The organism is Nocardia sp. NPDC046473 (assembly GCF_040645995.1).
Taxonomy (GTDB): domain Bacteria; phylum Actinomycetota; class Actinomycetes; order Mycobacteriales; family Mycobacteriaceae; genus Nocardia.
The window spans coordinates 421,149-444,017 of the sequence record NZ_JBEYZJ010000009.1 but is presented as its reverse complement, the minus strand read 5'-3'; the positions used below and the strand labels follow the sequence as shown (position 1 = coordinate 444,017).

At 66.6% G+C, this 22,869-nt stretch carries 16 protein-coding genes and 1 pseudogene; 13 read left to right on the top strand and 4 right to left on the bottom strand.

The genetic code is table 11. The features are described from left to right. Window positions 1–6 precede the first annotated feature (6 nt). The 11 genes and pseudogenes from nuoE to ABZ942_RS32485 all read left to right on the top strand — a co-directional run bounded on the left by nuoE (window position 7) and on the right by ABZ942_RS32485 (window position 14,624). Complete coding sequence (gene nuoE, locus ABZ942_RS32535) at window positions 7–708, top strand: NADH-quinone oxidoreductase subunit NuoE (RefSeq protein WP_357389030.1); 702 nt, start codon at window positions 7–9, stop codon at window positions 706–708. Then, window positions 709–2,076, top strand: coding sequence for an NADH-quinone oxidoreductase subunit NuoF (gene nuoF, locus ABZ942_RS32530; protein WP_357388752.1), 1,368 nt, complete (start codon window positions 709–711; stop codon window positions 2,074–2,076). Further along, window positions 2,073–4,556 carry an NADH-quinone oxidoreductase subunit G gene (locus tag ABZ942_RS32525; protein WP_357388750.1) on the top strand — a complete coding sequence of 828 codons (2,484 nt, stop codon included), beginning with the start codon at window positions 2,073–2,075 and terminating at the stop codon, window positions 4,554–4,556. Before nuoF ends, ABZ942_RS32525 begins: the two co-directional genes overlap by 4 nt. Beyond that, a pseudogene (gene nuoH / locus ABZ942_RS32520) lies at window positions 4,549–5,724 on the top strand (NADH-quinone oxidoreductase subunit NuoH); the annotation flags it as partial. The gene ABZ942_RS32525 and the pseudogene nuoH, both read left to right, overlap by 8 nt. A 36-nt stretch (window positions 5,725–5,760) precedes the next feature. Continuing rightward, on the top strand, window positions 5,761–6,384 hold the full coding sequence (gene nuoI, locus ABZ942_RS32515) for an NADH-quinone oxidoreductase subunit NuoI (protein ID WP_357389028.1): 624 nt from the start codon (window positions 5,761–5,763) through the stop codon (window positions 6,382–6,384). Continuing rightward, entirely contained in the window at window positions 6,381–7,217 is an 837-nt protein-coding gene (locus tag ABZ942_RS32510) for an NADH-quinone oxidoreductase subunit J (protein WP_357388748.1), read from the top strand. The genes nuoI and ABZ942_RS32510 overlap by 4 nt, the downstream gene beginning before the upstream one ends. Then, window positions 7,214–7,513: an NADH-quinone oxidoreductase subunit NuoK gene (gene nuoK / locus ABZ942_RS32505; protein ID WP_357388746.1), complete on the top strand. Its 300-nt coding sequence runs from the start codon at window positions 7,214–7,216 to the stop codon at window positions 7,511–7,513. The genes ABZ942_RS32510 and nuoK overlap by 4 nt, the downstream gene beginning before the upstream one ends. 1 nt (window position 7,514) lies before the next feature. After that, a complete protein-coding gene (gene nuoL, locus ABZ942_RS32500) occupies window positions 7,515–9,404 on the top strand; it encodes an NADH-quinone oxidoreductase subunit L (protein ID WP_357388744.1) in 1,890 nt (629 codons plus the stop codon). Then, window positions 9,401–11,026, top strand: a complete 1,626-nt coding sequence (locus tag ABZ942_RS32495) for an NADH-quinone oxidoreductase subunit M (protein WP_357388742.1) — start codon at window positions 9,401–9,403, stop codon at window positions 11,024–11,026. The genes nuoL and ABZ942_RS32495 overlap by 4 nt, the downstream gene beginning before the upstream one ends. An 83-nt stretch (window positions 11,027–11,109) precedes the next feature. Next, on the top strand, window positions 11,110–12,735 hold the full coding sequence (nuoN, locus tag ABZ942_RS32490) for an NADH-quinone oxidoreductase subunit NuoN (RefSeq protein WP_357388740.1): 1,626 nt from the start codon (window positions 11,110–11,112) through the stop codon (window positions 12,733–12,735). 152 nt (window positions 12,736–12,887) lie between these two features. Then, a complete protein-coding gene (locus ABZ942_RS32485) occupies window positions 12,888–14,624 on the top strand; it encodes a hypothetical protein (protein WP_357388738.1) in 1,737 nt (578 codons plus the stop codon). A 113-nt stretch (window positions 14,625–14,737) separates the two neighbouring features. Here ABZ942_RS32485 and ABZ942_RS32480 read toward each other — a convergent pair whose 3' ends face one another. Then, the gene (locus ABZ942_RS32480) at window positions 14,738–15,475 is read right to left on the bottom strand and encodes an SDR family oxidoreductase (RefSeq protein ID WP_357388736.1); all 738 of its coding nucleotides are present in this window, start codon (window positions 15,473–15,475) and stop codon (window positions 14,738–14,740) included. 119 nt (window positions 15,476–15,594) lie between these two features. Further along, window positions 15,595–17,031, bottom strand: a complete 1,437-nt coding sequence (locus ABZ942_RS32475; RefSeq protein ID WP_357388734.1) for an alpha-amylase family protein — start codon at window positions 17,029–17,031, stop codon at window positions 15,595–15,597. 506 nt (window positions 17,032–17,537) lie between these two features. On the opposite strand from ABZ942_RS32475, the gene ABZ942_RS32470 reads away from it, so the two are divergent. After that, window positions 17,538–19,268: a hypothetical protein gene (locus ABZ942_RS32470; RefSeq protein ID WP_357388732.1), complete on the top strand. Its 1,731-nt coding sequence runs from the start codon at window positions 17,538–17,540 to the stop codon at window positions 19,266–19,268. 159 nt (window positions 19,269–19,427) lie between these two features. Here the strand turns inward: ABZ942_RS32470 and ABZ942_RS32465 are convergent, their stop codons facing one another. Continuing rightward, window positions 19,428–20,249 (bottom strand): alpha/beta hydrolase, encoded by an 822-nt coding sequence (locus tag ABZ942_RS32465; RefSeq protein WP_357388730.1) that lies wholly within the window; start codon window positions 20,247–20,249, stop codon window positions 19,428–19,430. 263 nt (window positions 20,250–20,512) lie between these two features. On the opposite strand from ABZ942_RS32465, the gene rox reads away from it, so the two are divergent. After that, window positions 20,513–21,940 carry a rifampin monooxygenase gene (rox, locus tag ABZ942_RS32460; RefSeq protein ID WP_357388728.1) on the top strand — a complete coding sequence of 476 codons (1,428 nt, stop codon included), beginning with the start codon at window positions 20,513–20,515 and terminating at the stop codon, window positions 21,938–21,940. Window positions 21,941–22,189: 249 nt separating this feature from the next. On the opposite strand, the gene ABZ942_RS32455 is transcribed toward rox, so the two are convergent. Further along, window positions 22,190–22,534 (bottom strand): hypothetical protein, encoded by a 345-nt coding sequence (locus ABZ942_RS32455; RefSeq protein ID WP_357388726.1) that lies wholly within the window; start codon window positions 22,532–22,534, stop codon window positions 22,190–22,192. Window positions 22,535–22,869 lie beyond the last annotated feature (335 nt).

Below are 22,869 nucleotides of genomic sequence, written 5' to 3'. Positions count from 1 at the left end.
GAGATAATGCTGAAGCTCAGCACCAGGCCCGAACCGTTCCAGCCGTTCATCCGCGAACGGCTGGAACTGGACGCCAAGGAGATCATCGGCCGCTATCCGGAGCCACGCTCGGCACTGCTGCCGCTGCTGCATCTGGTGCAGGCCGAAGAGGGCTGCGTCACCGGCACCGGCATCGACTTCTGTGCCGACCAGCTGGGATTGACCGGTGCCGAGGTCACCGCGGTGGCCACGTTCTACTCGATGTACCGGCGCACCCCGACCGGCGACTACCACGTCGGCGTGTGCACCAACACGCTGTGCGCGGTGATGGGTGGCGACGCCATTCTCGCCGCGCTGGAACGGCATCTTGGCGTCGGGCATGGCGAGACCACTGCGGACGGCAAGATCACCCTCGAGCATGTCGAGTGCAACGCGGCCTGCGATTTCGCGCCGGTGATCATGGTCAACTGGGAGTTCTTCGACAACCAGACCCCGGAATCGGCTCAGGCCCTGGTGGATTCGCTGCGTGCGGGTCAGCAGGTGACGCCGTCTCGGGGCGCGCCGCTGTGCACGTTCAAGGAGACCGCGCGCATCCTGGCCGGTTTCCCCGACGAGCGGCCCGGCGTGCTCGACCACGCGGCGGGCGAGGCCACGCTGGCCGGGCTGCACGTCGCACGTGAGCAGAACATGAACGCTCCTGGGCCGCAACAGGATTCGGAGGGCGCCTAAATGACGCTGACCCCTGTACTCAGCAGGTACTGGGATGACCCGCAGTCGTGGACGATGGACACCTACCGCCGCCACGACGGCTACCAGGCGCTGCGCAAGGCGCTGGCGATGGAGCCGGATCAGGTCATCCAGACCGTCAAGGACGCCGGACTGCGCGGCCGTGGCGGCGCGGGCTTCCCGACGGGCATGAAATGGAGCTTCATCCCGCAGGGCGCCGGACCCGACGGCGTGCTGAAGCCGCACTATATGGTGGTCAACGCCGACGAATCCGAACCCGGTACGTGCAAAGACATTCCGCTGATGCTGTCGAGCCCGCACGCCCTGATCGAGGGCATCATCATCGGCTCCTACGCCATCCGCGCCGCGCACGCGTTCATCTACGTGCGCGGTGAAGTAGTGCCGGTGCTGCGCCGACTGCAAGCCGCGGTCGCGCAGGCCTACGCGGCGGGCTTCCTGGGCCGCAACATCCTCGGCTCCGGTTACGACCTCGAACTCATCGTGCACGCCGGAGCGGGCGCCTACATCTGCGGTGAGGAAACCGCGCTGCTGGATTCCCTGGAAGGCCGTCGCGGTCAGCCGCGACTGCGCCCGCCGTTCCCGGCCGTCGCAGGTCTCTACGCCTGCCCGACCGTGGTGAACAACGTGGAATCCATCGCCAGCGTGCCGGCGATCCTCCTCAACGGCACCGCGTGGTTCCGGTCGATGGGTAGCGAGAAGTCCCCTGGGTTCACCCTCTACTCACTGTCGGGGCACGTGCACCGGCCCGGCCAGTACGAGGCACCGCTCGGTGTCACGCTGCGCGAGCTGCTCGGCTATGCCGGTGGCGTGCGCACCGGGCACACGGTGAAATTCTGGACGCCGGGTGGTTCCTCCACCCCGCTGTTCACCGACGCGCACCTCGATGTGCCGCTCGACTACGAGGGCGTCGCGACGGCCGGATCCATGTTGGGCACCAAGGCCTTGCAGATCTTCGACGACACCACCTGCGTGGTGCGCGCGGTGCTGCGCTGGACCGAGTTCTACATGCACGAGTCCTGCGGCAAATGCACTCCGTGCCGCGAAGGCACCTACTGGCTGGTTCAACTGCTGCAGCGGATCGAGGCCGGCCGGGGCACCGAATCCGACCTGGACAAGCTGCTCGACATCAGCGACACGATCAACGGCAAGTCGTTCTGCGCGCTCGGCGACGGTGCGGCCAGCCCGATCATCTCGTCGCTGAAGTACTTCCGCGACGAGTACGTCGAGCACGTCACCAGCGGCGGCTGCCCGTTCGATCCGGCTCGGTCCACCGCGTGGTCGAACGGCGTTGGGGCCGTGCCGCATTCGCGCGATCAGGCCGCAGCAGCACACACGGAAGGAGTGCGATGACTGCCACTGTGAATGCGAATACCAGCGGGGTCGTGCCCGCGGATCTGGTGAGCGTCACCATCGATGACACCACGGTCAGCGTGCCCGCGGGCACCCTGGTGATCCGGGCCGCCGAGCTCATCGGCATCCAGATCCCGCGCTTCTGCGATCACCCGCTGCTCGACCCGGTCGGCGCGTGCCGTCAGTGCATCGTCGAGGTCGAGGGCCAGCGCAAACCGGTCGCCTCGTGCACCATGACCGTCACCGACGGCATGGTGGTGCGCACCCAGCTCACCTCCCCGGTCGCCGACAAGGCGCAAGAGGGTGTGATGGAGCTGCTGCTCATCAACCACCCGCTCGACTGCCCGGTGTGCGACAAGGGCGGTGAGTGCCCGTTGCAGAACCAGGCGATGTCCACCGGTCGCGCCGAAACCCGGTTCGAGGGCGAGAAGCGCACCTATCCCAAGCCGATTCCGCTGTCCACCGCGGTGCTGCTGGACCGGGAACGCTGCGTGCTGTGCGCGCGCTGCACCCGGTTCTCCCAGCAGGTCGCCGGTGACCCGTTCATCGAACTGCTGGAACGTGGTGCGCTGCAACAGGTCGGCACCGCGCAGGCCGAACCGCTGGATTCCTACTTCTCCGGCAACACCGTGCAGGTGTGTCCGGTCGGCGCGCTGACCGGGACCAGCTATCGGTTCCGTGCCCGCCCGTTCGATCTGGTATCGAGCCCGAATGTGTGTGAGCACTGCGCTTCCGGTTGCGCGCAGCGCACCGATCACCGTCGGGGCAAGGTGCTTCGCCGGTTGGCCGGGGACGACCCGCAGGTCAACGAGGAATGGAACTGCGACAAGGGCCGGTGGGCGTTCGCCTACGCGACCGAACGTGACCGGCTCACCACGCCGCTGGTTCGTGGGTGGGACGGCAACCTCGCACCGGCCTCCTGGTCCGAGGCGCTCGCCGCCGCCGCGGAAGGCTTGGCCGCCGCGTTCGGTAGCGCGGGCGTGCTGGTGGGTGGCCGGGTCACCGAAGAAGACTCCTACGCCTACGCAAAATTCGCGCGAATCGCGTTGGGCACCAACGATGTCGACTTCCGCGCCAGGGTGCACTCGGCCGAGGAGGCCGACTTCCTCGCCGCCCGCGTCGCGGGCCAGGGCATGGCGGTCAGCTACGACAACCTGGAGTCCGCGCCGATCGTGCTGCTCGTCGGCTTCGAGCCGGAGGAAGAGTCGCCGATCGTCTACCTGCGGCTGCGCAAGGCCGCACGCAAGCGTCGCCTGCCGATCTACTCGATGGCGCCGTACTCCTCGCGCGGGCTGGACCGGATGTCGGGCAAGCTGATGCAGGCGATGCCCGGTGCCGAACCGCACCTGCTCGACGCGGTGCGTACCGGCGAAAACGCCACTGTGGGAGCTGATCCCACGCAGATCGCCGATGTGACGCGACTGCTGCGCGAACCAGGCGCGGTGATCATGGTCGGTGAGCGGATGGCCGGGATTCCCGGTACGCTGTCCGCCGCGGTCCGGCTTGCCGACGAGACCGGTGCCGCGCTGGCGTGGGTGCCGCGTCGCGCGGGTGAGCGTGGTGCCGTCGAGGCCGGTGCGTTGCCCGGTCTGCTGCCCGGCGGTCGGCCGGTGGCGGATCCGCTTGCCCGCCAACAGGTTCGGGCCGTCTGGAATGTGCCGGACCTGCCCGTCACGGCTGGTCGCGATACCGCCGCCATCCTGGACGCCGCGCCCGGTCTCGGTGCGCTGGTGATCGGTGGCGTCGACGTCGCCGACCTGCCGAATCCGAGCGGCGCGCTGGCCGCCATCGATGCCGCACGGTTCGTCGTCAGCCTGGAACAGCGGCACAGCGCGGTCACCGATCGCGCCGACGTCGTGTTCCCGGTCGCCACCGCCATGGAGAAATCCGGCACCTTCCGCAACTGGGAGGGCAGGCCGCGCCCGTTCGCCGCCGCGATGGGCGACGACATGGTGCGCCGCCAGTCCGCCCCGCTGTCGGATCAGCGTGTGCTGCAAGCGATTGCCGACGAGATGAAGGTGCGCCTCGGCCTGCCCGACACCGACGCGGCTCGCGCCGAACTCGCTGAACTCGGCGCCTGGGACGGTGCGGCCGTCGCGGCGCCGGCACATCGGCCACATCCGCTGACCCAGCCCGGACCCGGCACCGCGGTGCTGGCCAGCTGGCGGATGCTGCTCGACCTGGGCCGCCTGCAGGACGGCGAACCCAACCTGGCAGGCATCGCCCGCACCCCGGTCGCCCGGCTGTCGCCCGCGACCGCCGCCGAAATCGGCGCCGCGACAGACGATCTGGTGACCGTCGCCAGTGAGCACGGCACCGTCACGCTGCCGCTGGTCATCACCGACCTGCCCGACCGGGTGGTCTGGCTGCCGCAGCACTCACCGGGCAGCTCGATCGCCGAACAGTTGGCCACCCAGCCCGGCGGCATCGTGCAGTTGCGGCGGGCCGACGAGAGGATGAAGGAGCACAGGCATGAGTGACCTCAGTTTGTTCGGCCACGATCCCCTGTGGTTGGTGATCGGGAAGTCCGTCGCCATCTTCATCTTCCTGCTGCTCATCCCGATGATCGCGGTGGTCGCGGAGCGAAAGATCGTGGCGCGCATGCAGATGCGCATCGGCCCGAACCGGATCGGCCCGTTCGGCATGCTGCAGAGCATCGCCGACGGCGTCAAGATGGCGCTCAAGGAAGACATCGTCCCGGCCATCGTGGACAAGCCGATCTTCATCATGGCGCCGATCATCTCGCTGATCCCAGCCGTGATGGCGTTCGCGGTGATCCCGTTCGGCCCCGAGGTTTCCGTCTTCGGCCACCACACCGCCCTGCAGCTCACCGATATGCCGGTGGCGGTGCTCTACATCCTCGCGATCACCTCGATCGGCGTGTACGGCATCGTGCTCGCCGGCTGGTCGTCGGGTTCGACCTATCCGCTGCTCGGCGGGCTGCGCTCGACCGCGCAGGTGATCTCCTACGAGATCGCGATGGCGCTGTGCTTCGCCACCGTGTTCCTGCTCGGCGGCACGATGTCCACCTCGGGCATCGTGGCCGCACAGCACGACACCTGGTATGTCTTCCTGCTGCTGCCCTCGTTCCTCATCTACTGCGTCTCCATGGTCGGTGAGACCAACCGGGCGCCGTTCGACCTGCCCGAGGCCGAGGGCGAGCTGGTCGGTGGCTTCCACACCGAGTATTCGTCGCTGAAGTTCGCCATGTTCATGATGGCCGAATACATCAACATGGCAACGGTTTCCGCGCTCGCCACCACGCTGTTCCTCGGTGGCTGGCACGCGCCGTGGCCGTTGAGCCTGTGGGCCGGCGCCAACACCGGCTGGTGGCCCGTGCTGTGGTTCACCGCCAAGGTGTGGGGCTTCCTGTTCGTGTTCATCTGGTTGCGTGGCACACTGCCTCGCCTGCGCTACGACCAGTTCATGAACCTCGGTTGGAAGCTGCTCATCCCGACCTCGCTGCTGTGGGTGATGCTGGTCGGCGGCGCCCGGGTGCTGCAGGCCGAGGGCTATCACGTGCAGACGCCGGCGCTGGTCATCGGCGGCGTGGTGATCTCGGTACTGCTGGTCGGCACGTTCCTGCGGGCCGGGCGCCGGGGCGGCGCCGCAGCGCCTGCCGAGCCGGAACCCGCGGCAGCCGCTGCGGATTCGGCGGTCTTCCTCGGTTTCCCGACACCGCCGCTGCCCGAACATCCCCGCGAGGTCGCCAAGTCGGGGCTGTTCGATCCGCTGGCCGGGTTCCTGGTCACCGCGGCGACCATGTTCAAGAAGCCGAACACCGAGTTCTATCCGGAACAGAAGGTGCCGACCGCGCCGCGCTATCACGGGCGTCATCAGCTCAACCGGCATCCCGACGGGCTGGAGAAGTGCATCGGCTGCGAGCTGTGCGCCTGGGCCTGCCCCGCCGACGCCATCTTCGTCGAAGGCGCGGACAACACCGAGACCGAACGCTTTTCGCCCGGTGAACGGTACGGGCAGGTCTATCAGATCAACTACCTGCGCTGCATCGGCTGCGGCCTCTGCATCGAGGCCTGCCCGACCCGGGCGCTGACCATGACCAACGACTACGAGATGACCGACGACAACCGCGCCGGCCTGATCTACGAGAAGGACCGGCTGCTCGCTCCGCTGCAGCCGGGCATGACCGCGCCACCGCACGCCATGGCGCCGGGCACCGACGAGGGCGACTACTACCTCGGCAACGTGCTCGGCAACATCCGGGAACCCAACGGCAGCAACGGAAACGCCGCGCCGGACAGTCCGAAAGAGCCCGTCGTGGCGGGCGTGGAAGGAGGGTCGCGGTGAACGAATTCATCCTCGCCGCCGAGCCGCTCACCCGGACCTCCACCGGCGAGGCGGTGAACTTCTGGGTGCTCGCGCCGCTGGCCGTGGTCGGCGCGCTCGGCATGGTGTTCGCCCGCAAGGCAGTGCATTCCGCGATCTGCCTGGCCGCCACCATGATCGTGCTCGCCGTGTTCTACATGGCCCAGGACGCGCTGTTCCTCGGGGTGGTGCAGATCGTCGTCTACACCGGCGCGGTCATGATGCTGTTCCTGTTCGTGCTCATGCTGGTCGGTGTCGACTCCACCGAATCGCTGAAGGAGAACCTGCGCGGGCAGCAGCTCGCGGCCGCCGCGGTCGGTCTCGGGTTCGGCCTGCTGCTGATCAGCGGCATCGCCCGCGGCATCCGCGAATCCGGAATCACCTTCCCGGCAACCGGATTCGCCGGACGCGACGTGATCGGCGAGCTCGCCGAGCTGATCTTCGTCCGCTACGTGTGGGCGTTCGAGCTGACCGGCGCGCTGCTCATCACCGCCACCATCGGCGCGATGGTGCTCGCGCACCGCGAGCAGTTCGGGCCGAAGATCGGCCAGCGGGAAATGTCGGTGCGGCGGTTCCGCGAGGCGGGCCACCGCGCCACCCCGCTGCCGACGCCCGGCGTCTATGCCAGGCACAACGCGGTCGACGTTCCGGCCAGGCTGCCCGACGGGTCCTTCGAGGAACTGTCGGTCAGCACCATTCTGCGGCACCGCCGCACCCGGGCGCTCACCGAAGCGGCCGTTATCTCGGTCGCGGCGGACGATGCGATGCCCGCCGGCGTGACCGAGAACCAGAGCGACGAGGAAGGCAACCGGTGAATCCCGAGAACTACCTGTTCCTGTCCGCCTTGCTGTTCACCATCGGCGCGGCCGGAGTGCTGTTGCGGCGCAACGCCATCGTGGTGTTCATGTGCATCGAGCTGATGCTCAATGCGGCGAACCTGGCCTTCGTCACCTTCGCCAGGCTGCATTCGAACCTGGACGGCCAGGTGTTCGCGTTCTTCACCATGGTGGTCGCCGCGGCCGAAGTCGTTGTCGGCCTTGCCATCATCATGACCATCTTCCGCGCCCGCCGCTCGACCTCGGTCGACGACGCCAACCTGTTGAAGTTCTGAGATGGAGACGGCGACGCTCTGGCTGCTGCCCGCCCTGCCCCTCGCAGGCGCGGTAATCCTTCTGCTCACCGGTCGTTTCAGCGACAAGTGGGGCCACCTGCTCGGGACCGTGCTGGCGCTGGCCGCCTTCGTGGTCGCCGGGATCGGGTTCTTCGACATGCTCGGGCGCGACAACGCGCAACGCGGCATCCACACCGACCTGTTCAGCTGGGTGCCGGTCTCCGGCCTGCAGGCCGACTTCAGCCTCCAACTGGACCAGCTGTCGATGTGTTTCGCGCTGCTGATCACCGGTGTCGGCTCGCTGATCCACATCTATTCCATCGGCTACATGAGCCACGATCCGGGACGGCGGCGATTCTTCGCCTACCTCAACCTGTTCCTCGCGGCCATGCTGCTGCTGGTGCTGGCGAACAACTACCTGGTGCTCTATCTGGGTTGGGAGGGCGTCGGTTTGGCGTCCTACCTGCTGATCGGGTTCTGGTACCACAAGCCGACCGCGGCTACCGCGGCCAAGAAGGCGTTCGTGGTCAACCGGGTCGGTGACATGGGGTTGGCGATCGCGATGTTCGTCATGTTCTCGACATTCGGGTCGATCAACTTCACCGACGTGTTCGCGGGTGCGCCGCAGGCCGGGGAAGGGACGCTCACCGCAATCGGGTTGCTGCTGTTGCTCGCCGCGTGCGGTAAATCCGCACAGGTGCCGCTGCAGTCCTGGCTCGGGGACGCGATGGAAGGCCCGACTCCGGTGTCGGCGCTCATCCACGCGGCCACCATGGTGACCGCCGGTGTGTACTTGATCGCGCGGTCCGGGCCGATCTTCGATCTGGCGCCCGATGCTCGGCTCGGGGTGGTCCTGGTCGGTGCGGTGACACTGCTTTTCGGTGCGATCGTCGGTTGCGCGAAGGACGACATCAAGAAGGCGCTCGCCGCGTCGACGATGAGCCAGATCGGTTACATGGTGCTGGCCGCGGGCCTCGGCCCGGCCGGATACGCCTTCGCCATCATGCATCTGCTCACCCACGGGTTCTTCAAGGCCGGGCTGTTCCTCGGAGCTGGTTCGGTGATGCACGCGATGGACGACGAGACCGACATGCGCCGCTACGGCGGACTGCGCAAACTGCTGCCGATCACCTACGTCACCTTCGGGCTCGGGTATCTCGCGATCATCGGAGTCCCGCCGTTCGCCGGGTTCTTCTCCAAGGACAAGATCATCGAGGTGGCGTTCAACCAGGGCGGCGCAAGCGGATTGACATTGGGCACGGTGACGCTGCTCGGTGCGGGGCTCACTGCGTTCTACATGACGCGGGTGATGTTCCTGACGTTCTTCGGTGAGCGGCGCTGGAAGCCCGACACCCATCCGCACGAGTCTCCCGCGGTGATGACCGGGCCGATGATTCTGCTGGCCATCGGATCGGTCGCGGCGGGTGCGCTGTTCGCGTTCGGTTCCTCGCTGCAGAACTGGCTCGAGCCGGTGGTCGGTGCGCATCACGGCGAAGAAACCGTGCCCGCGGGCGTCGTCACGGCGCTCGCGCTGGTGGTGGTCGCGATCGGTGTCGGGTTCGCCTACTACCAGTACGCGCAACGCCAAATCCCGGAAACCGCACCGGAAGCCGTGTCCGCGTTGACCATCGCGGCCCGCAAGGACCTCTACGGTGACGCACTCAACGAGGCGGCCTTCATGCGTCCGGGCAGCTACCTGACCCGCGCACTGGTCTTCCTCGACAACCGAGGCATCGACGGCATCGTCAACGGAACCGCCGCACTGATCGGCGGGCTCTCGGGTCGGATCCGCCGCGTCCAAACCGGTTTCGTGCGCTCGTATGCCCTGTCCATGTTCACCGGCGCGGCCCTGGTGGCCGCTGCCCTGCTGGCAGTGAGGTTGTGGTCGTGACCGACTTTCCCTGGTTGACCACGTTGTGGTTGGCGCCGGCGATCGGCGCGGTCATCGTGCTGGTACTGCCCGCTTCGCAGCGAGTGCTCGCACGGTGCCTGGCGTTGGCGGTGTCGGTGGCGGTGCTGGTGTTCGCCATTGTGCTGGCGGTGCGCTTCGAACCCGGTGGGGCGCAGTACCAGTTCGTCGAGGACCATGAATGGATTCCGGCGTTCGGGGCCGGTTACACCGTCGGGGTCGACGGGATCGCGCTGGTGTTGGTGCTGTTGACCACGGTGCTGGTGCCGTTGCTGATTCTGGCGGGCTGGCATGACGAGCGTGAAGTCGGCAGTGGGCGGCGGGTGTCGCACACCTATGTCGCGCTGACCTTGCTGGTCGAGGCGATGGTGCTGATTTCCTTTGTCTCGCTCGACATTCTGCTGTTCTACGTGTTCTTCGAAGCCATGTTGATTCCGATGTACTTCCTCATCGGCGGGTTCGGGCCGCGGTCGGCGAATCTCGAACTGCGCCAGCAGCGGTCGCGGGCGGCGGTGAAGTTCCTGCTGTACAACCTGTTCGGCGGACTGATCATGCTGGCCGCGGTGATCGGTTTGTACGTGGTCACCGCGCGCGACGGGCTCGGTGCGGGATCGGCGGGCACCTTCGACTTCCGGACGGTGGTCACCGCGGCCAACTCCGGGCAGCTCGGCGCGGCACCCGCGGTGCTCAACGCGCTGTTCCTCGGGTTCATGTTCGCGTTCGCGGTGAAGGCGCCACTGTGGCCGCTGCACACCTGGCTGCCCGACGCCGCCGTCGCCGCGACACCATCGAGTGCGGTGCTGATGATGGCGGTGGTCGACAAGGTCGGCACCTTCGGCATGCTGCGCTACTGCCTGATGCTGTTCCCGGACGCGTCGAGTACCTATGCGCCACTGGTGATCACCCTCGCGGTGATCGGCATCATCTACGGTGCGCTGCTTGCCATCGGACAGACCGACGTGATGCGGTTGATCGCCTACACCTCGATCTCGCACTTCGGGTTCATCATCCTGGGCATCTTCGCGATGACCAGTCAGGGACAGACCGGCGCGACGCTCTACATGGTCAACCACGGCATCTCCACCGCCGCGCTGTTCCTCATCGCGGGCTTCCTGGTGTCGCGCCGCGGCACCCGGCTCATCGCCGACTTCGGCGGCGTGCAGAAGGTGGCGCCGATCCTGGCGGGCACCTTCTTCATCTCCGGCCTGGCGACCCTGTCGCTGCCCGGGCTCGCGCCGTTCATCAGCGAATTCCTGGTACTGGTCGGCACCTTCGCCCGCTACCAGGTCGCGGCGGTCATCGCGACCGGTGCGCTGGTGCTCGCGGCGCTGTATGTGCTGTGGATGTACCAGCGGATGATGACCGGACCGGTCAAGGACGGCAACGAGCGCATCTACGACCTGGTGCCCCGCGAACTCGCGGTGGTGGTGCCGTTGATCGCGGCGCTGCTGTTCCTCGGTGTGTATCCGAAACCGATCCTGAACTTCATCAATCCCGCGGTGAGCCAGACGTTGACCACCATCGGCAAGCACGACCCGGCACCGGCGGTGCCCGCGCTGCCCGAGGCCGGCAAGGCCGATCATCCCGGAGGTGTCCACAAATGAGTCGCACCAGTGTTCGCGTCGCCATCGCTCTCATCGTCGCGGGGCTGCTCGCCGCGGTGATCTCCTTCTCGAGGACGGCCTAAGTGACTTCCTTGGACTACGGAACAACCCTCGCCGCGGCGATTCCGGCGCCGAACATCGAATACGGGCATCTTTCGCCGATGCTCATCGTGTTCGGTGTCGCGGTGATCAGTGTGTTGGTGGAAGCGTTCACGGGGCGGCGGTTCCGGTTCGGCGCGCAGCTGCTGTTGAGCGTTGTCGGGTTGGTCGGCGCGCTGGTCGCGGTGGTGCTGTTGGCGGGGACCAACGCCACCGCGATCGGCGGAGCGGTTGCCATCGACGGGGTGACGCTGTTCCTGCAGGGCACCATCCTGGTGGTGTCGATCCTCGGTGTGCTGTTCATGGGCGAGCGCGGCGCCGAGCCGCGGGTCCAGGCGCGTAGCGGGCCGGGGACCTGGAGTGTGGCCGCGGCGACGCTCGGGCGCGGGATGGATGCGTTTACGCCGCAAGCGTCCTCGGTGCCGGGGAGTGCGATGGAGCGGACCGCGTTGAAAGCGGGGATCGCGACGACCGAGGTGTTCCCGTTGACGTTGCTCGCGGTCGGCGGGTTGCTGCTGTTCCCGGCGTCGAATGATCTACTCACCATGTTCGTCGCGCTCGAGGTGCTGTCACTGCCGCTGTATCTGCTGTGCGGGCTCGCTCGGCGCAAGCGGCTGCTGTCGCAGGAAGCGGCGCTGAAGTACTTCCTGCTCGGCGCGTTCTCGTCGGCGTTCTTCCTCTACGGTGTCGCGTTGCTGTACGGGCAGGCGGGCACGGTCAAGCTGGCCGGGATCGCCGATGCCATTGCGCTGCATCCCGATAACGCGATGCTCGCGCTGCTCGGGGTGGCGCTGCTCGCGGTCGGGCTGCTGTTCAAGATCGGCACGGTGCCGTTCCAGTCCTGGGTGCCCGATGTGTATCAGGGTGCGCCGACACCGGTTACGGCGTTCATGGCCGCCGCCACCAAGATCGCGGCAGTCGGTGCGTTGTTGCGCGTGCTGCAGGTCGCGGTGCCCGGGCTGCGCGACGACTGGCGGCCGGTGCTCGCCGCCATCGCCATCGCCACCATGGCGGTCGGCGCGATCATGGCGATCACGCAGACCGACGTCAAGCGGATGCTCGCGTATTCCTCTGTCGCACATGCCGGTTTCATCCTGACCGGCCTGGTCGCGGCCAACGACAAGGGTGTCTCGGCGATCCTGTTCTACCTCGTCGCCTACAGCGTCGGCACCGTCGGCGCGTTCGCCGTCGTCAGCCTCGTGCGCGACGCCTCCGGCGAGGAAGTCAGCGCCCTGTCCCAATGGGCCGGCCTCGGCCGCCGCTCCCCCTGGCTGGCCAGCGTCTTCGCGCTGTTCCTGCTCTCCTTCGCCGGTCTCCCACTGACCAGCGGATTCGTCAGCAAGTTCGCCGTTTTCGAAGCCGCCGCCGCCGGCGACGCCACCTTCCTGGTGATCGTCGGTGTCATCTGCAGCGCCATCGCCGCCTTCTTCTACATCCGAGTCATCGTCCTGATGTTCTTCACCGACCCACCCACCGACGCTCCCCTCGTCGTCTCCCCCTTCCTCACCACCACGGTCGTAACCTTCGGCGCCGGAGCCACCCTCATCCTCGGCATCTTCCCCCAGCTCGTCCTCGACCTGGCAGACCGAGCCGCAACCTTCGTCCGCTGAAGTAGTTCTCCAGCCGCACACCGTCTGGGTGACCCGTACCACCCGCTATCCGAGGTGTTCGGGTCACCCAGACGGTGTGCGGCTTCATTTTGTTCCTGATGGGCCGACGGCTCCCTCGCTTTCCAGTCGGTGCGGTTCGCTATGTTGCGACGGTGATGAAGGTCGACTGGGACAGGCTGCAGGCCTTGCTTGCCGAACACTCGGGGCCGCAGGAGTGGCTGCGATGGTGGAGTTTTCGCGGCGAAGCAGGGGAAGAGTTGCTGGAAGACGTGCGGTCGCTGGCCACCGATGCCGACCCGAGGATCCGGCGGCAGACCTGGGATGCGCTGGATCTGCTCGTCGATGACAGTAATCGAGACCTGTTCTATGGACTCCTGATAGACGGTCTCGCCGAAGACCAATTCCGGACGCTGTTGACCGACACCGATCCGGAGGTTCGAACTCGTGTGTGCTGGGTGGACACTCGCAATGGCTACTACCGGGTGCCGCGCGTCCAGATGGCGATGGAACTGTTGGCCGACAAGCGTTTCGATTACGCCTGGCCGGAATGCATCGAGGTGCTGCGCAGACCGATGGATTTCGACTTTCTGGTCGGCGCATTGGTGGATGCGTCGAGCGAAGGGTTGAGGGGGCGGCTGTCGGTCACGCTCGGACTGCCTGCCGCCACTCGGATGCCGGAGATCTCGCCCCAGCAGTCCACTGCACCGATCCGCTGCACGACGTGGGATGGGTGTGGCGAAGTCTATGCCGCACACCGCTGCCGTCACCTGCCTGTTCTCCTCGCGCTACTGGGCAGTTCGATCGAAACGGTTCGGGACAAGGCGAGGTGGGCGCTGGAGAGATTTGGGCCGGGCATCGTAGACGCACTGCGGTTGGTACGCCGGTCGAACTCGGCTGCGGGGCGAGCAGCGCTGGTGATGCTTGCTGAGTTCGGGTGGAAACACATCCCTGCGGAAGATCTGGTGCTGCTGCGACGGTTGATCCGGATGAAACAGCAAGGCGAAGCACCTCAATCCGTCGGCATGCGCGACGGCGCGTGGTTCGCGCTGCCTACCACCGATCAGGCCGCGGTCCTGGACGCGCTCGATCTCACTGATCCGGTTCCGGCGACGATGCGGATGGGATTCGCGCCATGGCAGGGAGCAGCACCGGAGCGTATGCCCACCGACACGTGGGCGCTGCGCCAAGGCGATTTCTGGACCGAGAATTCGCAGCTCTATCGGCACGGCCTTTTCCCAGAAGTATTCGTCTCTCCGGTGCTGGACGGATGGACCCTGGTTTTCTGCCGGAACGAGACGCTCGGCGGACTGATACCTGCCTCGACCTCGCCGCAAAGCCGGTACGAGCTGTATCAGCGGATGGAGAAATTGAGCCTGCGGTTCGGTGCCGCGCACTGGTACGAGCAGTTCATCATCGACGACTACGCGGGCACCATTCGGAGCCAGTGGTGCATCGCCGGGGACGGCGAAATCCGCATGCACTGTGTGTCTTCCGATGACGTCTACGTCTATCGGTGCGAAGAAGATGACCCCGTGGACTCACTCGCCGAATTGGATGCCTGGATGACGGCCAACGAGCACGGGCGCGAGCCACGCCCGGCGCAAGAGCAGCACGATTGGGCAGAAGCTTATGAGTCCGTGCTGGATGACCGTAACGGTGATGATCGCTTGCCGCCAGAAAACCAGGAGCCCGATCCAGCAGAACTTGATGGTCGCATCCCGGCCGCCGAGCCTGCACAAGACCTGGTATTCGGTGCACGTGCAGCAGCACAGCGATTGTCGATCAACCTGGCGAGCCTCGGCCCGCACATCCCAACCGAGGGCACGGGAGTACTGGCTGTACCGCACTCACTCCGACACCTCCTACGCCGCGGCGCCCTACCGATCTGATCGTCGTCAAGAAGTTCTCGCCGCGCATGAATTGTGCAGCCGCGCACGAAATTGCTAGCAGTTTCGTGCGCGGCGGGCGAGAAAGTGCGCGGCGGCGGGCGACAACGGTCCCGTCAGTGGAGGTAGGAGGCGCCGTTGACGTTCAGGACGGAGCCGGAAGTCCAGGTTGCTTCGGGTGAGGCGAGATAGCGGACGGCTGAGGCGATTTCCTCGGGGGCGGCGACGCGGCCGAAGGGGCTTTGGGCGCGGACGTCGTCGGTGACACGGTGGGCGACTCGGTCGGTGGCGACGAAGCCGGGAGCGACGGAGGCGACGGCGATGCCGTGCGGTGCCAGTTCGACTGCGAGTGATTGGCCGAGTGCGTGTACTGCGGCTTTGCTTGCGCCGTAGCCTGCGTATTCGGGTTCGCCGCGGAATGCGCCGCGGGAGCCGATGTTCACGATTCGGCCTGCGATGCCCTTGTCGATCATGTGCCGGGCGATGCAGTAGGACATGTTGGCGGTCCCGAAGACGTTGACGTCCATGGTTTGCCGCCATGCCTGCTGCCAGTCGGCGTAGTCGGTGTCGGCCACCGGATGTGCGATGTTGACCGCGGCATTGTTGACCAGCACGTCGACCGTACCGAGTCCTTCGATCGCCGCTTCGACGATCCCGGTGACCGCATCTGCGGATCCGATGTTCCCGCTGACGAGCACATGCCCTTCTCCCGGCAACCTGCGCAACGTCTCCGCACCATCGTCGCGACTCGACGAGTAATGGACCGCGACTCGATCCCCGATCTCCGCGAACGCCAGGGCAATTGCCCGCCCGATCCCCCGGGAAGCCCCGGTTACCAACACACCTCGGCTCATTCTGTGATCACCATGCGACAAGCTTGCCATCGCGACCCGGCGATCGTCGATCCGATATGGCCGGCACGTGGGTCATGGGCGACAAGTCACCCAGTTACGTCTATCGATAGGCAACAGGGTTACTCGGCGACGGTGGCGCCGGTGTGGAGTGCGAGTCCGGATTGTGCGGCGACCTCGGCGTGCAGCGCCCCGGCGCCGTCGATCTCGTAGGTCGGGCCTGTGCAGGAGCCCGCCTGGACCGTGCCGTGCATGACGTCGCAGTAGCGGCCTGCGGGAAGTGAGGTGTGGTAGACGCTTTCGGTGTCCGGGGAGTCCTCGCCGTTGATGACGAGGTATCCCTCGTTGCCGCGGCCGAACGCGATCCGGTTGGCACCATTGTCGGACCAGTCGACCACCGGCTGACCTTGGACCTGCTGGTGGAAAGCGACCATGCCGGCGATGCCCGGCCAAGCGTGCTCGCACAACCAGTGGCCGTCTCCGCAAGTGCTGTCCAGGGCGCGGCCGAGCGGATCGGACGGTGGCGGCTCGTCATAGGAGTTGAATGCGTAGCCGCTGAGCACTTTTGGGCGGCCGTAGGGCCAGGCGAGCATGAATGCGTTGGCCAGGGTGTAGCGGTCGCCGTCGGCGTAGGTCAGGGTGGAGCCGTTGTGTTCGGTGTCGTGGTTGGCCACGAAGACCACGGTCTTGTCCGACGGCAGGGCGGAGCTGAAGGTGCGGAGCCAGGCGAGGCGGCCCTGGCGGAAGATCTGGCTCAAGGTTCCGGCGTAGCGGAGGTCCATTACCGCGCCGGTCGCGAGGTACTCCTCGGGTTGTACGGCTTCCTGCCAGCCGTAGATGACTTCCTGATAGACGTAGGCCGGTCGGGTCAGTCGCTGTTCGATGGCCGCGAGGTCTTCGGGCGGAATGTATTTGGCCGAGTCGACACGGAAACCGTCGACGCCGATGGAGAGCAGGTCGTTGAGGTAAGCGGCGATCCGATCCCGAACGGAGTCGTCCTCGGTCGCCACGTCTGCTCCGTTGAACGACTGGCAGTTGAACACCTGCGAGCGGTCATGCAGGTCGGTGACGGCATCGTCGGGAGTCCCGCAATGGTGGAAGTCGCGATCGTTATACGGCACTGCTGGATACCAGTAGTGGCAGTACGGCGTGCCCCCGCTGCCGATGCCGCACCCGGTTGTCGCGGACATGTTGTTGATCACCGCGTCGATATACACCTGCACGCCCGCGTCATGACAGCTGCGAACCATCGACGCCAGCTCGTCACGCGTACCGAACCGACTCTCCAACTTGTGCGACACCGCGGAGTAGCTCTGCCACCACGGAAACCCCTTCTCCGGCAAGAGCGAATGCTCCTCCGGCGGCGAGGTCTGCACGGCGCCGTACCCCAGCCTGCCGAGCGTCGACTGACATTCACGTCCGATCGATCGCCAATTCCAGCCGAACATCTGCGCGATCACCGCACGCCCGGCAGGCTCCTGCGCCGAAACCTCGGCAGGAACCCCAACCCACGTCGTCGTCACCGCAGTAACCAGCGCGAACACCCATACGCGGAACATGGGGCGACTGTATCCGAGGGCGTGAATCGGGAGACTCGTCCGCAGTACCGGCGCGCCGGAGCGGTCATCGACGGTCAGGTCCGGACAGCGAACCTACCGGTGGAACCTGGCTTGAAGCGGCCGTCCGGGAGAGTGTTCGAATCGGCCGCCGGGTAGGTTCCGCGCGGCGGTCGATCACTCGCGCGGACGATCTGGTCTGCGGTGGATCCGGCAGCGAGCAGTCGGACTGGCAGCAGCTGCGCGCCGAGCACGATCGGCCAGGAGTGAATCCCGTTGGGCAGTTTTGCAACAACCGTCTGAGCCGGGGCAACTTTCACCGAGATCAGCCGGTGGTGATCTTGGCGAAGTGCATGAACTCTCCGGCCAACTCCTGACATATCTCCCAGTGACGTGGCCCGTTCCGCATGGCAACGTCACTCACCGTGAGGAATGCAGCGTTGCGTCTCGGACGGTCGGTACCACAGCGGAGGCGGCGCGTTGAGCGCCGAAATGGTTGGGCGGCAACGGTGGTGCTGACGGTGGTTGCCGCCGGTCTGCTCCCGCCGGGTCCGGCGGCGGCGGCCGACGAACCGCCCACATCGGTGGCGACGGATCGGCAGGAGCAGCCGGTGGCGACGCGCAACGGAATCGCGATCTCCTACGTCAGCTTTCGGCTGCCGCTGCCTGCCAACGCGCCCGCGCATCCGCAGGCGTGCGATCGCACCGGCTACCTGCGGTATCGGCCGGTCGGCGGCCCGGAGAACTCGCGCGATGCCGACGCGGTAGTGGTGCAACAGCAGGGATTGGCCGGTGGCGCAGTCAATTCCGAGGGCGTCGCGGGCAACACCGTGCGCTCGGCGAAGACGCTGGGTCGCAACATCGAGTTCTGGTCGCTGGCGCGCCGCGGCGCCTGCTTGGATGAGACAGCCGGCTTCGACTACGCCTTACAGACCGGGAACTACCTGGACGCGGTCGACTACTACTTCAACGGCAAGCCCATCGACGGACGCACCTTCCCCGGCTTCAAGAGCTCACAGGACCTGCCGATTCTCGATTCGATCGGCGTGGAGCGGGTGATCCGCGACCAGTACGAGATCATGCTGCACGAGATCCCGGATCAGGCCGAGCGGCAACGCAAATACGTCTGCACCGGCATTTCGATGGGCGGGATGGTCACCGGGTTTTTCGCGGACTGGGATTTCGACGGCAACCCGGCCACCCAGGCCGATGCGGGCTACAACCAGTGCGCCGCGTTCGCCGCGCAGGACTCGATGGTCTCGTCGGATCCGGCCGCCATTCAGAACACGCCGTTCTTCCACGACATCACCGACGCGCTCATGGGGCCGACGAACAATGTGTTGAAGGCCGGTTTCGACAGCGGTGTGCTGCCGATGCGCACGCTCGGTCCCGTTCCGGTGATCGGCACCAAGGCGATGGTGCTCTACCGACTCGCCGGGCTCGCCGCGCATCTCGCGCCGGATGAGGAGAGCCAGTTGCTCGCTCATCTGCACGATCCCGAGATCGACGCGACGCTCACGACGATGTTCGGCCAGAGTTGGGCGGCAGTGGCGACCGGTGGCGGGGACGGCGAAGGCACCATTCGCGACTACCGGTTCACCAACGCGGCGCTGCTCGGCACGTTCATCGACAACAACTCCGGCAACTTCGCGCTGCTGCAGCAGGGTGTCGGCGCGCTCTCCGGCGGGCCCGTGCAGGAGAAGACGTTCCCGAACGGCGGTGGGGCGACCCAGATTCCGGTGTTGGGCAACTACCTGCGGATCAGCGCGGGCCCGCAGACGCGCGTCGCGCCGACCGACCGGAACGCGCTCTACACCTGGCGCAACTACAACGACGTCGTCGGTGTGCCGTGGACCGCGCCGAGCCGGGAGACCGCCGACATCAACGAGGTGGCCCGTCAATTGGGCACCGGCGCGCCAACGGCCTACTGGGAGACCTACTTTCCGTTGCGCATGATCATCGATCTCGGTGCCGGGATGACCGGAGCGCGCAGCGGTGACATGGTGAACCTGCGCTACCACAACATGAGTCGCACCAAGCCGAACTTCATCGCCTACGCGGGTGACAGTGTTGTGCAGTACGGCGTCGGTACCTGGGTGCCGACCGGAGCCACCGCACAGGTGGAAACCCTGCCCGGCTACACACACATCGACACCATCGGCGCGGCCGCGGTGCAGAACAACGGTAAGCCCGACTACAGCGGTCAGTACCTGGCCGAATTCATCAGGGGGCTCACCTAATTCGTCAGTGCCCGCGTGCCGGACCACGTGGGCGGTGACGCCGGGCGACCTCGACCCTCATCAGGCCGCCCGGTGTACGTCCTGGACGGTGGGCGAGGGCAGCGCCGCCGTCCAGGACGTCACCTTTGCGCGGCGTGGGCATGACCGCGTGCCGACGGATCAGCTGAGCACTGCGCGCAGCCGGGTGACGAAAGCGGCTGGGTCCTCGACGAATCCGGTGTGACCGCCTGGGAACAGGGTGGGTTCGATGCCGAGTTCGGCGGCCAGCGCGCGCGTCGTATGGTCGCAGAACTGGTTCGTCGAAGCGGCGCCGATGCCGGCCACCACACGGACCGGTGTCGCGCGCAGTGCCGCGAGATCCGGCTGCCACCAACTGGTTCCCTCGATCTCGTGCAGGTACCAGAAGCGTTCGCTGGCCACGTCCGCCGGATTGCGGTCGCCGCCGAACATCTGCTGCAACACCGGTTCGGGCATCTCGATGTTGGCGTTGGCCATGAACTTCCGCCAGGCGCCTAGTGTGTCGCCGCTGGCGTAGGTGGCGACGAGATCGGCTGTCTGCATGCGCAATTCGTCGCGGTTGTCGAGCAGGACGTTCAGCGGGGGCTCGTGGGCGATCGCGGTGCTGACGAGTTCCGGGTGGGCCTGGACCAGGGCCAGGGTCGTGACCGCGCCGCCGCTGGAACCGAGAACCACCGCCGGGCCCGCGTCGAGGTGGGTCAGGATCCGGGCCAGGTCATCGGCGCGCAGTTCCGGCGTCGAGTCCTGTTCGGGGTCGTCGAGCACACTGCTCTGGTGCCCCCGCGGATCCATGGTGAGCACGGTGTGGTCGGTGGCGAGCAGATCGGCCGCCGGTGCGAAGGCTGCGGCGTTCATCGGGGCGCCGACCATCGCGATCAGCGGGCCGCTGCCGCGGAGCTCGTAGTACAGGTGGGCGCCGGGGACGTCGAGGGTGTGTGAGGTGACGGACGAGGTCTGGGTCATGAGTACTCCTTTGAGGATGGTGCTGGGTGCTCATGACTGTCGACGGCGCTTGCGTCTGAAACTCATCGGCCGACAGTGGAATTGCTTCGGATACGCGTTGGGCGCAGCCGACGGGGCCGAGAAATAAACAAGGACAAGGAGGTGAACTCACTCCTTGTCCCCTTCAACATATATCGCACCGGGGGCCTTGCCGCAAGACCCCGGTCGTGCCGCACAATGGTCCGCCGAACCCAGTACCTGCGGAAATAGACTGGAGAGCTTTCTTGATTGACGTGACCATTGTCGGCGGCGGACCGACCGGGTTGATGCTGGCGGGCGAGTTGCGACTGCGCGGCGTGCAGGCTCTCGTGCTGGAGAAGGATGCCGAGCCGACCAGGATTGTTCGTGCGCTCGGCATGCACGCGCGCACCATCGAGATCATGGATCAGCGTGGCCTGCTGGACCGGTTCCTCGCGCTCGGCACGCAGCACCCGCTCAATGGTTTCTTCGCGGGCATCCGCAAGCCGATCCCCGAGCCGCTGGACACCTCGCATCCGTACGTTCTCAGCATCCCGCAGCCCACCACCGATCGCCTGCTGGCCGAGCGCGCCGTCGAACTCGGCGTCGAGATCCGGCGCGGCTGCGAACTGGTCGGACTGAGCCAGGACGGGCACGGGGTGACCGCCGAACTGGCCGACGGCACGCAGCTGCGCTCGCGCTACCTCGTCGGCTGTGACGGTGGGCGCAGTACGGTGCGCAAGCTGCTCGGTGTCGATTTCCCCGGCGAGCCGACCAGGGTCGATACGCTGCTCGGCGAGGTCGAGCTGACCGCGTCGCTGGAGACGATCAACGCCGTGAACGCGGAGGTCCGCAAGACTCAGCTGCGCTTCGGTGCGATGCCGCTCGGCGGCGGGGTGTTCCGGGTCGTTGCGCCTGCCGCGGTGGTGGCCGAAAACCGTACTGTCCCACCGACTTTGGATGAGCTGAAGGAGCAGATGCTGGCGACAGCGGGCACCGACTTCGGCGTGCACTCGCCGCGCTGGCTATCCCGTTTCGGCGACGCCACCCGGCAGGCCGAGCGGTATCGGGTCGGCCGGGTGCTGTTGGCAGGCGACGCGGCGCACATCCATCCGCCGATGGGTGGGCAGGGGCTCAACCTCGGTATCCAGGACTCGTTCAACCTCGGCTGGAAACTGGCCGCTGCGATCGACGGCTGGGCACCGGAAGGCCTGTTGGACAGCTACCAGGCCGAGCGACACCCGGTGGCCGCCGACGTGCTGGACAACACGCGCGCGCAGATGGAGTTGACGGCACTCGAGCCGGGACCACAGGCAGCGCGCAGGCTCGTGGCGAAGCTGATGGACTTCGACGTCGTGAGTAAGTACTTGACCGAGATGATCATCGGAGTCGGGGTCCGCTACGACTTCGGCGAGGGCCATGAACTGCTCGGTCGGCGGCTGCGGGATGTCGGGTTGAAGCGGGGGCGGCTGTTCGAGTTGATGCATGAAGGGCGCGGACTACTGCTCGATCAGACCGGGCGGCTTTCGGTGGCGGGCTGGACGGATCGGGTCGACCACGTCGTCGATGTCAGTGAGGAACTCGATGCGCCCGCAGTCTTGTTGCGGCCGGACGGTTACGTGGCGTGGGTCGGTGAAGATCAGCAGGGGCTGCTCGGTGAGCTGCCTAAATGGTTCGGGGGCGCTGTCCACTGAGCGGGCAGCGACGGCGCGGGCCACGTGGTCTTCGCGGGAAGGCGCTGCCGTGGCTGCTCGCGCACAAGCGCACCGGCACGAACCACACCGTCGAATGCCTGGCCTGGCCACGAGCCGGGATGCCGGCCCGATCTCGCCGGTCCGCATTGTCACCGACAGATCCCCGCGGGCCCCGATCGCTCGATGGTGTCCACACTTCGGGCTAACGGTCGGTGTCCGGATCGGACTCGATGGCGCCCGCTCTCCCGGCTAGCCGTCGGTACCGGGGAGGCTGATCGGATCGGAGTCGGGCGGGATGTTCTGGGCCCCACGCAGGTGCGGGCTCGGTGGCACGGGGTGGCGAGGTTCGCGGGCGTCGGCCGAATCTCCGTCCGGTCCGTCGCGGCGTACTTCGGTCAATGCGATCGGTCGCATTGGCCGAAGTACGCCCCTGGGCGGCGCGCAGATGACTTCCCCCGGACGTATCTGCCAGGCCGCCAATCCTGGCTCGCACTGCATTTGCTCTTCGCTGCCATCGGGGAACACACGCAGGTAGTGGGGGCTGACACCATCGGGTTCGGGGGTGTAGTCGCCCGGTTCTTGATTGTGCGTCATGCAGGGATTGTGGCATCGCAATGGCACAAGGCTTCGTCGTTCGGCTAGCGCAGCCGCTCATGGCCGCGTTGGTCAGCTTCCGAATTGGATTGGACGACAAAGCAGTCCCGTTGCGCGCCACGATCCTGCAGGCGCTCGGGCGAGCTGCCAACGGGACTTGCCATCCGTCGGCCCACGGAGGCCGCGCCGTTCCATCAGCCGCGACAGCTGATCACAAATGTCTGCCTGATCCATCCGCTCGGCGGCGTTGCCGGCGAGTTCATCTCGTGCACAGAGCACACGACTTGGTGTGCGGCGCAAGACCTCCTGACGCGGAAGTGTATCGGCTGGCCGAG